This window comes from Lysobacter enzymogenes (assembly GCF_023617245.1).
Classification (GTDB): Bacteria; Pseudomonadota; Gammaproteobacteria; order Xanthomonadales; family Xanthomonadaceae; genus Lysobacter; species Lysobacter yananisis.
In genome coordinates, this window is sequence record NZ_CP067396.1 from 158150 (window position 1) to 170540 (window position 12391).

Annotated in this window: 12 protein-coding genes; 6 read left to right on the plus strand and 6 right to left on the minus strand. The window is 71.1% G+C overall.

What is annotated here, in order from left to right:
* Nucleotides 1-259 precede the first annotated feature (259 nt).
* The 3 genes from edd (at nt 260) to eda (ending at nt 3680) form a co-directional block, all read left to right on the plus strand.
* Complete coding sequence (gene edd, locus JHW41_RS00670) at nt 260-2092, plus strand: phosphogluconate dehydratase (RefSeq protein WP_078996551.1); 1833 nt, start codon at nt 260-262, stop codon at nt 2090-2092.
* Nucleotides 2093-2332: 240 nt separating this feature from the next.
* On the plus strand, nt 2333-3013 hold the full coding sequence (locus JHW41_RS00675; RefSeq protein ID WP_057949621.1) for an HAD family hydrolase: 681 nt from the start codon (nt 2333-2335) through the stop codon (nt 3011-3013).
* 31 nt (nt 3014-3044) lie between these two features.
* The gene (gene eda / locus JHW41_RS00680; RefSeq protein WP_428995438.1) at nt 3045-3680 is read left to right on the plus strand and encodes a bifunctional 4-hydroxy-2-oxoglutarate aldolase/2-dehydro-3-deoxy-phosphogluconate aldolase; all 636 of its coding nucleotides are present in this window, start codon (nt 3045-3047) and stop codon (nt 3678-3680) included.
* A gap of 146 nt (nt 3681-3826) precedes the next feature.
* Here the strand turns inward: eda and JHW41_RS00685 are convergent, their stop codons facing one another.
* The 3 genes from JHW41_RS00685 to JHW41_RS00695 form a co-directional block, all read right to left on the minus strand.
* A complete protein-coding gene (locus JHW41_RS00685) occupies nt 3827-4873 on the minus strand; it encodes a LacI family DNA-binding transcriptional regulator (protein ID WP_057949619.1) in 1047 nt (348 codons plus the stop codon).
* A gap of 70 nt (nt 4874-4943) precedes the next feature.
* Entirely contained in the window at nt 4944-5303 is a 360-nt protein-coding gene (locus JHW41_RS00690; RefSeq protein WP_057950347.1) for a hotdog fold thioesterase, read from the minus strand.
* A gap of 358 nt (nt 5304-5661) precedes the next feature.
* Nucleotides 5662-5841: a hypothetical protein gene (locus JHW41_RS00695; RefSeq protein ID WP_250448674.1), complete on the minus strand. Its 180-nt coding sequence runs from the start codon at nt 5839-5841 to the stop codon at nt 5662-5664.
* A gap of 477 nt (nt 5842-6318) precedes the next feature.
* Here JHW41_RS00695 and JHW41_RS00700 point away from each other — a divergent pair, with 477 nt between their 5' ends.
* From JHW41_RS00700 to JHW41_RS00710, 3 genes are read left to right on the plus strand one after another with little or no spacing between them, the layout of a single operon-like run.
* Nucleotides 6319-6909 carry a hypothetical protein gene (locus JHW41_RS00700; RefSeq protein ID WP_057949617.1) on the plus strand — a complete coding sequence of 197 codons (591 nt, stop codon included), beginning with the start codon at nt 6319-6321 and terminating at the stop codon, nt 6907-6909.
* Nucleotides 6906-8114: a lipase family protein gene (locus JHW41_RS00705; RefSeq protein WP_250448676.1), complete on the plus strand. Its 1209-nt coding sequence runs from the start codon at nt 6906-6908 to the stop codon at nt 8112-8114. Before JHW41_RS00700 ends, JHW41_RS00705 begins: the two co-directional genes overlap by 4 nt.
* A gap of 48 nt (nt 8115-8162) precedes the next feature.
* Complete coding sequence (locus JHW41_RS00710) at nt 8163-8732, plus strand: hypothetical protein (protein WP_057949615.1); 570 nt, start codon at nt 8163-8165, stop codon at nt 8730-8732.
* A gap of 289 nt (nt 8733-9021) precedes the next feature.
* Here the strand turns inward: JHW41_RS00710 and JHW41_RS00715 are convergent, their stop codons facing one another.
* Genes JHW41_RS00715 through JHW41_RS00725 form a run of 3 tightly spaced genes read right to left on the minus strand, consistent with a single transcriptional unit; the run spans nt 9022 to nt 12324 of the window.
* Nucleotides 9022-11088: a phospholipase D family protein gene (locus JHW41_RS00715; RefSeq protein WP_250448677.1), complete on the minus strand. Its 2067-nt coding sequence runs from the start codon at nt 11086-11088 to the stop codon at nt 9022-9024.
* Nucleotides 11089-11131: 43 nt separating this feature from the next.
* Nucleotides 11132-11851, minus strand: coding sequence for a YceI family protein (locus JHW41_RS00720; protein ID WP_250448679.1), 720 nt, complete (start codon nt 11849-11851; stop codon nt 11132-11134).
* A complete protein-coding gene (locus JHW41_RS00725) occupies nt 11848-12324 on the minus strand; it encodes a SixA phosphatase family protein (protein ID WP_057949612.1) in 477 nt (158 codons plus the stop codon). Before JHW41_RS00725 ends, JHW41_RS00720 begins: the two co-directional genes overlap by 4 nt.
* Nucleotides 12325-12391 lie beyond the last annotated feature (67 nt).

Below are 12391 nucleotides of genomic sequence, written 5' to 3' on the forward strand. Positions count from 1 at the left end.
TTTCGGAGCCCGCGTTGGTTTGGGTTCCGCAGACAGCCAAGCCCTGACTCCCTCCCCTCCCAGTTAAGGCTTTTGCTGTCGCCCCCTTCGCCGGGGGCCGCGTCCGCACCGCGGACGCGGGGGGATTTGCTTTTGCCGGTGCTTCTGCGGAAGGTGTAGGAACGGCAAATCCCCCCTCTCTCCCTTTTTCGGGGGAGTCGCGTTTTTCGAGTCACCGGCCAGGCGCCGATGCCGGCGCCCCGCATCGACCAAGGTCCACGTGAATACCCAACTGCATCCTGTCGTCGCGCAAGTCACGCAACGCATCGTCGAACGCAGCCGCGCGCGCCGCACCGCCTACCTCGCCCGTATCGACGCGGCGTGCGGCAGCGGTCCGCACCGGCGCCGGCTGTCGTGCGGCAATCTCGCCCACGGCTTCGCCGCCTGCAACGTCGGCGACAAGCAGGCGCTGCGCAGCGGCGCGGCGCCGAACCTCGGCATCGTCACCTCGTTCAACGACATGCTGTCCGCGCACCAGCCGCTGGAGCGCTATCCCGATCTGCTCAAGGCCGCCGCGCGCGACGCCGGCGCGACCGCGCAGGTCGCGGGCTGCGTTCCGGCGATGTGCGACGGCGTCACCCAGGGCCGCGAAGGCATGGAGTTGTCGCTGTTCTCGCGCGATGTGATCGCGATGTCGACCGCGATCGCGCTGTCGCACGACATGTTCGACGCCGCGCTGTACCTGGGCGTGTGCGACAAGATCGTGCCCGGCCTGCTGATCGGCGCGTTGAACTTCGGCCACCTGCCGGGCATCTTCGTGCCGGCCGGGCCGATGACCTCGGGCCTGCCCAACGACGAGAAATCGCGCGTGCGCCAACGCTACGCCACCGGCGAAGCGACCCGCGACGAGTTGCTCGAAGCCGAAGCGCGCAGCTACCACGGCCCAGGCACCTGCACTTTCTATGGCACCGCCAACTCCAACCAGATGCTGATGGAGATGATGGGCCTGCACCTGCCGGGCTCCAGCTTCGTCCATCCCAACACCCCGCTGCGCGACGCGCTGACCGCGCTGGCCGCGCGCCGCGCCGCGCAGATCACCGCGCTCGGCGACGACTACCGGCCGATCGGCCGCATCGTCGACGAGCGCGCCATCGTCAACGGCGTGATCGGCCTGCACGTCACCGGCGGCTCGACCAACCACTTGCTGCATCTGGTGGCGATGGCCGCCGCCGCCGGCATCGAACTGCGGCTGGAGGACTTCGACGCGCTGTCCTCGGCGGTGCCGCTGCTGGCGCGGGTCTATCCCAACGGCAGCGCCGACGTGAACCACTTCCACGCCGCCGGTGGGCTGGCGTTCCTGATCGGCGAGTTGCTCGATCACGGCCTGCTGCACGGCGATGTCGAAACCGTCGCCGGCCACGGCCTGGATCGCTACCGGGTCGAAGCGCGCCTGGGCGAGGACGGCGAAGTGCAGTACGTGCCGTCGACGCCGACCAGCTGCGACACCGCGGTGCTGCGTCCGGTCGCCGAACCGTTCCGCGCCGACGGCGGTTTGCGCGTGCTGACCGGCAACCTCGGCACCGCGGCGATCAAGGTCTCGGCGGTGCCGGAAGACCGCTGGACGGTCGAGGCGCCGTGCAGGGTGTTCACCGAGCAATACGAGGTCAAGCAGGCGTTCGAGCGCGGCGAGTTGGATCGCGACGTGATCGTGGTGGTGCGCTTCCAGGGCCCGCGCGCGAACGGCATGCCCGAACTGCATCAGCTGACGCCGACGCTGACCGTGTTGCAGAAGCGCGGGCATCGGGTCGCGCTGGTCACCGACGGCCGCATGTCCGGCGCCTCGGGCCAGGTGCCCGCGGCGATCCACGTCACGCCCGAGGCGATGGTCGGCGGACCGCTGGCGAAACTGCGCGACGGCGACGTGCTGCGCGTGGACGCGGTGGCCGGGACCTTGAGCGTGATCGAACCGGCGGACTGGGCGGCGCGCGAGAACGCGACGGCCGACCTGTCCGCGCACCACGTCGGCTTCGGCCGCGAACTGTTCGCCGCGTTCCGCGACGCGGCCGCGCCGGCCGATCGGGGCGCGGGCGTGTTCGGGCCGGTGCCGTTGTGATTGCGGCGGTGGTGTGGGCGTCGATTCGTTCGAAGCCTCGCGTCGCCTCCACCGTCATTCCCGCGAAGGTGGGAACCCAGGGCTTCATCGCGATGGCGACAACCGTCATTCCCGCGAACGCGGGAATCCAGGGCTTCATCGCGACATGACTCTAAAGTCTCTGGATTCCCGCCTTCGTGGGAATGACGATAGGTAAGAACGAAGTTGCCCACCCCTCCCGGATTCCGAAAAGGCAGCGACATGCCCGCCCCCATCCGCACCACCTTCCTGTTCGACCTCGACGGCACCTTGGTCGACAGCGTCTACCAGCACGTCCTGGCCTGGAAACAAGCCCTCGACGCCGACGGCATTCCGCTGTCGGTGTGGCGCATCCATCGCAAGATCGGCATGAGCGGCGGATTGTTCACCAACATCCTGCTGCGCGAGACCGGAATCGACATCACCCCCGAGCGGGTCGAGCGCCTGCACAAGCTGCACGCGCAGGCCTATGCGGCGCAGGCGACGCAGATCCGGCCGCTGCCGGGCGCGGTCGAGCTGCTCGCGTACCTGACCGACAACGGCATCCCCTGGGCCATCGCCACCAGCGGCCGCATGGAAACCGCGCGCCACAACCTGGTCGCGCTCGGCGTCGATCCCGAGCGCAACGTGGTGATCACCCGCGACATGGTGCGCTACGCCAAGCCCGATCCCGACCTGTTCCTCGCCGCCGCCGACAAGCTTGGCGCCGACATCGAGCATTCGGTGGTGGTCGGCGACAGCATCTGGGACCTGCTCGCCGCGCGCCGCGCGCGCGCGCTCGGCGTCGGGCTGTTGTCCGGCGGCTATGGCCAGGACGAACTCGAACGCGCCGGCGGCTTCCGCGTCTACGAAGACCCGGCCGACCTGCTCAAGCACATCGACGAAGTCGCCGCGCGCGCCTGAGTCTTCTTCCGGGAATCGAACAATGACTGCGATGCAGGATCTGCAAAAGCGCGTCGGCGCGGTGCTGGCGCTGGCGCCGGTGGTGCCGGTATTGGTGATCGACGACCTCGCCCACGCCGTGCCGTTGGCGCGCGCGCTGGTCGCCGGTGGTTTACCGGCGATCGAAGTGACGCTGCGCACGCCGGTCGCGCTGGAGGCGGTGCGTGCGATCGCCGCCGAAGTCGAAGGCGCCGCGGTCGGTGTCGGCAGCGTGCGCCGGCCGCAGGATTTCGTCGATGCGCTCAAGGCCGGCGCCACTTTCGCCGTCTCGCCCGGCAGTTCGCCGGGGTTGATCGCCGCCGCGCGCGAGATCGACCTGCCGTGGCTGCCGGGCGCGGCCACCGCCTCGGAAGCGATGGCGTTGCTGGAACAGGGCTACACCCAGCTCAAGTTCTTCCCGGCCGAATCGATCGGCGGCGCGACCGCGCTGAAATCGCTCGGCGGCCCGCTGCCGGAACTGCGTTTCTGCGCGACCGGCGGGATCGGCGCGAACAACGCGCGCGAGTACCTGGCGCTGGCGAACGTGCCTTGCGTCGGCGGCTCGTGGGTAGCGCCGGCGGCGGCGGTGAAGGCCGGCGATTGGGCCAAGGTCGAAGCGCTGGCGCGCGAGGCGGCGGTGCTGAAGTGATCGGGCCGCAGCTCCTGTAGGAGCGGCGCAAGCCGCGACCGCGCCAATGCGGTTACGTCGACGGTTGCGCCGCAGTTGCGATGGCACGGCCGCGACTCGCGTCGTTCCTACATGGGCCTACGCAACGATGCCGGGAGGCGACGGGCTCAACCGCCGCCGGCGGGCCGCGGCGGCGCGGTCGACCCGCGTACCACCAGGATCGGGCTGAAGCCCTCGTTCGCCGGCGCTTCCGCCGGGGTGTCGCTCTCGCGCCGCAATTCGGCGATCAAGCGATACGCCGCATGCCGCGCGATCTCCTCGGTCGCCTGCCGCGCGGTGGTCAGCGTCGGCCACGACTGCTTGGAGAACGGGCTGTCCTCGAACCCGGCGATCGACAGGTCGTAGGGCACGTGCATCCCGGAAGACTTCGCCGCCGCCAGCACGCCGGCGGCGATTTCGTCGTTGCTGCCGAAGATCGCGGTCGGCCGGTCGGGCAGGGCGAACAGGCGGCGCGCGCCGCGGAAGCCGTCGTCGAAGGAGTAGTCGCCCGGCAGCACCAGGTTTTCGTCTTCGCCGATGCCGTAGTCGGTCAGCGCCTGGGCGTAGCCCTTGTAGCGCTCCCAACTGGAACGGTGCGATTTGCCGCCCCACAGGAAGCCGATGCGCTGATGGCCGAGCTGGATCAGGTGTTCGGTGATGTCGTAGGCGGCGTCGCGGTCGTCGACCCAGACGCACGGCGCGCCGTCGCGCGGGTCCTCGGCGGCCGAGACGATGCGCACCAGCTTGATCCCGTGCGCGAGCAGTTCGCTGACCAGCTCCATGCGCTCGGACATCGGCGGCGCCAACACCAGGCCGGCCAGGCGCGCGCCCTGGACCAGGTCGATCAGGTCGGCGGCCAGCAGCGGCGAGGACGAATCGCAGGGATGGATCTGCAGGCCGTAGCCGGTCTCGCGGCAGGCGGCCAGCACGCCGTTCTGCACGCTGATGATGTAGTACGGGTTCGGGTTGTCGTAGACCACGCCCAGCGCATACGGCTGGGCGCTGCGCAGGCTGCGCGCGGACGGGTCGGGACGGTAGTCGAGTTCGGCGATCGCCTCGTGCACCCGCGCGCGGGTGCGGGCGCGCACGCCGGACTCGTCGTTGATGACCCGCGAGACGGTCTTCAGCGAGACCTGGGCGAGTTCGGCGACATCTTTGATGGTGGGTCGGCGCACGGAGCCTCGGCGGTGGGCGCGGTGCGGGCGCGAAGGCCGCGCCACGCGGAGCCTTAGCCTACCCGCCGGCTCAGGGCTTGGGTACCACGGCCAGGGTCAGGCGCGAGACGCAGACCAGGCGGCCGGCTTCGTCCTCGATGCGGATGTCCCAGACCTGGGTGCTGGCGCCGACGTGGATCGGCCGGGCGGTGCCGACGACCGTGCCGCTACGCACGCCGCGCACGTGGTTGGCGTTGATCTCGATGCCGACGCAGACCTTGCCGGCGGCGCAGCACAGGTTGCCGGCGCTGCTGCCGAGGGTTTCGGCCAGCAATACCGAGGCGCCGCCGTGGAGCAGGCCGTAGGGCTGGTGGGTGCGCGGATCGACCGGCATGGTGCCGCGCACGTAGTCGGGACCGATCTCGGTGAAGACGATGCCGAGCGGCTCCATCGCGGTGTTGCGCGAGAGCCGGTTGAGGTCGTCGACGGTGGTGGCGCCGCGGAACAAGGGTTTGGCCGCGGGCGGCTGGGCGGCGGGCGCCGCGGGGCTGGTCGGGTCGGATGCGCTCATCGGCTCACGATAGCGGCGAGGCGGCGACCGGACCAGCCGGGACATGGCCGCTTGCGCCGGGGATTGCGGGTGCGACGGGCTTCGGTGCTGCGGGTGCGGCGGCTGGATCGTGCCGTGGGCCGGAAAAAGGCCGGATCGGCGCGCGCTGAGTCGGGGAACGGGAGCGCTTACTGCGCCGATCCGGGCCGGAGAACCGATAGGGCCGCGGACGAGCGATCCATGGACGCCGAGTGGGCGATCAGGCGAAGCGGAAGCGCGGCTGGACCCAGTTGCTGGCGTAGCTGCGGTTGCTGGCGTAGCCGCTGGAGTTGCCGTAGCCGACGCCGAAGTCGCGCTGGCGGTGGACGTGGCGGACCGGGGCGGTGGTGGCCGGGGTCTTGGCGGTCGGGGCGGTGCGGGTGGTGGCGGTGGCGTTCATGGGTTCGTCCTTTCTGCTGTCGTGGAGGTGTAGTGCTTCGGTGTGTTGGTAAAGTACAACACCTGGGCGGGGCTTGCTATGTGCTGGAAGTCATATCCCCCTTTGGTCATGCCCCGGTGCGTTTCCTGGGGCGGGCCGGCGGGGCGTGGCGACCGGGTTCAAGGCAATGGATGAGCCGGGGGCGGCCGGGGTTGCCATGACTGACGACCTAGACGGCGGCGCCGGGCTGGATGTGACCCCGGTCGCTGGTCGCAGAGCCCGCGGTATGACGGTTTGCTCCGGCTGGGGGCCTGTCGTAGGCTCGCCGGACCGCCGCCTGCGCCGTTTCCGGCCGAGGGCGGTTCCGCCGCCCGGCCGCCGGCCGCGACGCGGCCACCCCGTTCTTTCGCCATGGAGGCATCGATGCGCGGCCCGTTACGCCCCCTCGCCCTCCTGCTGGCGTTGAGCCTTTCCGCCTGCAGCGCTCCCGAGACCGCCATGACCACCCAGACCGATCCGATCCCGGGCGCCGCCGGCCCCGACCCCGCCGCCCTGGCCGCCAAGTTCCAGCGCAACCCGGCGCCCAAGCGCGCCTACCGGGTGCTGCTCAAGGTCGCCCAGGCGCCCGGCCCGCTCGCCAACGTGCGCGGCTTCGCCCAATACGAAGCGCCGGACTGCGTCTACATCCCCGATCCGGTGGCCGGCGTGCCGACCCATCCGATGAAGGCGCTGGACCTGGAATTCAGCCGCGTCGACGACACCACCTACGCTGCCACGGTCTATGCCGACGCGATGCTCGACGAGGACTACCTCGGCAAGGGCGTGTGCCACTGGCAGGTGGCGAGCGTCAACGCCCAGCTCAAGGCCAGCGGCGAACAGGCCGAGACCTCGTTCGTGTCCAACCTGCTCGGCAGCGAAGTGCAGGGCCAGCAGGAACGCACCAAGTACTACGCCAAGGCCCATTACCCGCGCAGCGAGACGGTCAGCGACTTCCCCGACGCCGGCGCCGCCGATCCGGCGCGCTTCCAGCCGGAACTGCGCAATGAGCTGTTCACCATCACCATGACCGCCAAGGAAGGTGCGCAATGAGCCTCAACAGCCAGCAGTACGCCGCGCTCGCGCAGGACTCCTACAATCCGCGCCGCCAGGGCGAAGAGGTGCAGCTCGACGGCGTGCGCTACAACGTCCTGCGCCACGTCGACCGTCCCTCGGGCTACCAGGGCACGATCTACCAGCGCGCCGACACCGGCGAGATCGTGGTGGCCCATCGCGGCACCGAGTTCGACCGCCAGCCGGTCCGCGACGGCCTCACCGACGCGGGCATGGTCACCAGCCGCGCCAACGTCCAGGCCAACGACGCCATCGCCCTGACCCGCGAAGCGATGCAGATCGCGCGCGCCAGCGGCACCTCGCCGGAGGTCACCGTCACCGGCCATTCGCTCGGCGGCACCCTGGCCCAGGTCAGCGCGCACCATTTCGACCTGCGCGGCGAAACCTTCAACGCCTACGGCGCGGTCAGCCTCAACCGGCGCATCCCCGAAGGCGGGGACCGCATGGTCAACCATGTCATGGCCGGCGACCCGGTCAGCGCCGCCAGCCAGCACTACGGCCAGGTGCGGGTGTACGCCAACCAGCAGGAAATCGACACCCTGCGCGACAAGGGCTACGAGAACAACCGCAGCGGCTGGGACCTGCGCAATCCGCTGACCGCGGCCGGCTCGCTGATGGGCTCGCACAGCATGCACAACTTCACCAACGTCGACGGCAACGGCCGGCCCGACCGCTCGGTGCTGACCGATCCGCAGGCGCAGCAGCGCGCGCAGGACTTCGATCCGATGATCGACAAGTACCGCGGCGACGTGATGGCGGCGCGGCGCGGCCTGACCGGCGCGCTGCGCTCGCCGCTGGGCACCGTCGAGGACGCGATCGACGGCATCCGCGGCCCGCTGCCGGCCGGCGAACCGGCGCGGCGCGAGGAACGCGAGCGCCAGCGCCATTCCAGCCTGGACGCGCCCGAGACGCTGCCGCGCCTGCAGCCGGCGATGGGGCTGCGCGCGTCGGCCGACGATCCGTCTTCGATGGTCGACCGCATGCTCGCCGCGGCCCAGTCCGGCGACCGCGACGCGTTCCGCCAGGCGACCCAGGCCGCCGCCGCGAACGATCCCGGCCGCAACCTGCGCCAGGAGGCGGTGGCCACGGTCGATCGCCAGGAACAGCAGGCGCTGGCGCAGCAGGCGCAAAAGCCGCAGGTCGAGCAGCCGGACGCGCCCTCGCGCGGCCCGCGCATGGCCTGACCGGGCGGGCATCGGCACGGCAGCGGCGGCGAACGCCAAGAGGACGCGATGCAGCAAGACGAGTTGATGGCGCTGATCAGCAAGACCGCGGTGCTGATGGAGCAGTTCGAACGGCGCTGCGAGGAACTCGAGCGCCACCAGCGCACCGTCGCCGAGCACCTGCAGGCCTTGGCCCAGCAGGTGCCCGGCGTGCTGCGCCAGTCCGCCGACGACAGCCTGCGCACCCTGCCCGGCGCGGTGATGGGCAAGCTCGAGAGCGGCCTGTCCGAGCCGGTGGGCGCCTACGAGAAGCGGCTCAAGGACGCGGGCACCTTGCTGCACGCCGGCTCGCAGACCCTGGCCGGGCAGCTCAAGCGGATGGAAGAGTTGCACAAGCACCTGGTGTGGAAAGTGGTCGGCGCCGCGTTCGGCAGCGTGCTGCTGCTGTTGCTCGGCGGCGGCTGGCTGCTGTGGCAGTACCGCGCCGACATCGACCACAACCGCATCTCCGCCGAACTGCTGCGCGCCTACAACCAGGCCGACGTGACCCTGTGCGACGGCCGCCTGTGCGCGAACGTGGACGAGAAGGGCAAGGCCTACGGCGACCAGAAGCAGTACCGGCCGATCCAGGCGCGGTAACGGCGACGCGCACGCGAACCCGGCCGAAGCCCCTGTAGGCGCGGCGCGAGCCGCGACCGCGCCGATGCGTTTACGTCGAGCGTTTCGCTGCAGGTTGAGGTCTCGCGGTCGCGACTCGCGTCGCTCCTACAGCATGAAACGAACCTGGCCGAAGCCCCTGTAGGAGCGGCGCAAGCCGCGACCGCGCCAATGCGTTTACGTCGAACGTTTCGCTGCAGGTTGCGGTGTCGCGGTCGCGACTCGCGTCGCTCCTACAGTCTGAAACGCGGCCGGCCGGCGGCGCCGATGCCTACAGGATCGGCGCCAGGCCCGCGCCGAAGGCGGTGAACATGCGCGTGGTCAGGCTCTTCACCCCGAGGTTGACCTCGGGAAAATCGCCGACCGGTTTGTAGCAGGCGCGAAAGCCCGGGTCGGTGCGGTACAGCGGGTGCGGGCAGTCCGGGCCGGGCACGAATTCGTAGCTGGTGGCGTAGCGCACCGGCCACAGGTCGAAGATCGGCAGGTGCTCGGAGATCTTGGCGATCGAGTACTCCAGCCCGGAGAAGATCGGCGGCTTGTCGCGGCGCGCGATCACCCACGAGTTCTCAGGCGCGATGTCGCGGCGGATGCTCGCCGCCAGCGCCTGGGCGAAGACCGCGTCGTCGATGACCACCGTGCTCTCGGTGTTGTAGTGGTCGCCGCGCGGGTCGAAGTTGTGGGTGCCGATCACGCCGATGCGGCCGTCGATCACCATCGACTTGGCGTGCATGCCGATGCGCACGCCGGCGCGCTTGAGCGGCACCGGTTCGTTGGTGCGCCGGCGCGCGTAGCGCATCGCCGCGTATTCCTGGGTCAGCGGCTGGCGGTAGCGCTGGCGGTAGAGCACGCTGCTGCGGTCCGGCTCGCCGCGTTCGGCGCGGCGCGGACGCGATTCGGCCAGGCCGGCGCCGCGGATTTCGTTGGGATCGGCGCCTTCGGCAATCGCGCCGCGCGGCGTCGCGGCGTCCGCGCCGGCGGGTTCGGCCTGCGCGGCGAGCGCGTCGGCCGGCGCCGCGGCGTCGGCTTCGGCCAGCCCGGCCAGGCCCAGGTCGGGCAACTGCGCGCCGGTGGCCGCGATGTCGATCGGCGCGTCGGCGGGGAAGGGCTTGTACTCGTAGATGTTGAAGCCGAACTCGCGCAGGTAGCGGCGCTTGTACTTGTACGACAGCGCGTAGGCGATGAAGGCGTCGGTGGAGGCCAGCGAGTTGGTCGAGACGATCACCCGCGGCCGGTCCGGCCGCGCGTGCAGGGTGCGGAACAGGTCCTGCGCCGACTTGGACAGCACCAGATAGGGCGTTTGCACCATCACCTCGTCGCGCGCGTTGGCGATCAGGTTGCGCAGCGAATCCGAGGCCAGGGCGTTGGCCTCGGCGTCCTCGCGGTGCTTGTCGGGGGTGTCGGAGATGTAGCGCACCGCGCCGACCGCGATCACCTGCGACAGCAGCCGCTCGCGTATTTGCTGCGGATCGGCGGCGGCCTCGCGCATGGCCTGGGCGCGCTGCGGGCGCTCGAAGTGGCTCGGCGGCAGCGCCGGCACGCCCTGTTCGAGGATGCGCTTGCCGACGTCGGCCAGGCGCTCGACCGGGACGCTGCGGCGGTCGCTCCAGAACACCTGGAAGTCGGTGCCCATGACCTGCGCGACCGGGCCGGCGACCAGCACGTCGCGGTCGCGGAAGTTGTACTCGTCGTCCCAGTCGTAATAGTCGTCCTGGTAGTTGCGCCCGCCGGAGATGCCGACCCGGCCGTCGGCCAGCAGCAGCTTGGTGTGCATGCGCTGGTTGAGCCGGCGCCAGCAGCAGGCCGCGGCCAGGGCGTACTGCGGGTAAGTGATGCGGGCGCGGTGCAGGACCGGGTTGTAGAGCTTGATCTCGAAGTCGACGTGGGCGCCGGCCAGCGCGGCCAGGGTGTCGACGTGGCGCATCGCGGCGAGCTGGTCGATCAGCAGGCGCACGCGCACGCCGCGGCGCGCGGCGGCGAGCAGTTCGTCCAGGACCAGGCGCGCGGCGTCGTCCTCTTCGAAGATGTAGGTCTGCAGGTCCAGGGTGTGGCGGGCGCTGCGGATCAGGTTGATCCGCGCCAGCAGCGCGTCGGGACCGCGGTCGAGGATGACGGTGTAGTGGCGCGGCTGCTGTTCGGTGGATTCGGCCACCGCCTGCGGGCCCAGCGCGTACAGCGCCGAGGGCTGGGCGCAGGCGTCGGCGCCGGCGCAGTCGATCTGGGTCGAGCGCGCGGCCGCGGCGATCGCGGTGGCGCGGTCGCGCTGGGCCGGGCTCAGCGAGGCGCAGGCCGCCAGGGACAGGGCGAGCAGGGCCGCGAGGCCGCGCAACACGGGGTTCAACGGTGGGGCTCCTTGGCGCTGCGGCGGCGGCCGCGGCGACGGGTCAGCGTTCCGGCGGGACCGGCGCGCTCGGTGGGGGGCGCGGCGACGGCGGCCGCGGCGAGAGAGGCTTATTTTGCGTGGACTCAAGCCTCACTTGCATGGTGAAACGCACCCGGTTGCCCAACGCGAACTGCCATCCGTCCAAGGCGTAGTCGTCGCGGCTGACGCTGCCGTGGGCGATCGCGTCGCAATCCTCGCCCGGGCGCGCGCACGCGGCCGGGCCGAGCACGAAGGTTTCCATGCGGCTGATGCCGTGCAGGGTCAGGCGTCCGCGCAAGGCGCCACCGGTGCGGGCCAGGTCGGCCGGGTGCGGCTCGGACAGGAATTCGATGTAGGGATAGCGCTCCGCGGCGAAGAAGCGGTCGCTGCGGGCCATGCGGGTATAGCGTTCGGAGCCGCCGACCACGACCTCGCCGGTGGCCAGGCGGATGCGCACCTGGTGGCGGCCGTCGGCGAGCACGTTGACCTCGCCGTCGTAGCGCGGGAACTCGCCTTCGACCTTCTGGCCCCAGCGGGTGCGCAGCTCGAAACTGAAACGGGTGTGGAGCGGATCGAAGCCCTGCTGGCGCACCACCCGCGGGCCCGGCGCCGGCGCGGCCGGCGGCACCGGCGGCAGCGACGCCTGGGCGCCGGCGCTGCCGGCCAGGGCCAGCAACCAGGCCCAGGCCGCGCCGCGGCCGCGCAGCCGCTGGCGCGGCCGCAGCGGTCGCGCCGGGCTCACGGCCACCAGAACGCGCTGAGCTGGGCCGAGCCCGGTTCCAGGGCCACGCCGGAGGCGAGGCTGAGCACGGCGATGCCCGCCGGCGGCATGCCGCGGTAGTCGCCGGACTGGCCGCTGTGCAGCAGCGCGGCCAGCCGTTCCAGGCCGGGGTTGTGGCCGACCAGCATCAGCCGCTCGACCTCGGCGTGGGTGTCGGCCAAGCCGATCAGGGTGCCCGGCGTGGCCTCGTAGACCGACGGCTCGATGCGCTGTTCGACATAGCCGATCGCGCCGAGCACGGCTTCCAGGGTCTCGCGCGTGCGCCGCGAGGGCGAGCACAGCACGCAGTCGGGGACCAGTTTGTTCTGCGCCAGCCAACGGCCGGCGGCTTCGGCCTCGGCCAGGCCCTCGGCGGAGAGCGGGCGGTCGAGGTCGGCCTGGCCTTGGGCGGCGGGTTCGGCGTGGGCGTGGCGGAGCAGGATCAGTTCGCGCATGAGGCCTTGGACGGATCGAGTGGAGGGGAAGTGCTTGCGCGAACGCAGGGCGGATCAGGGTAGCGGG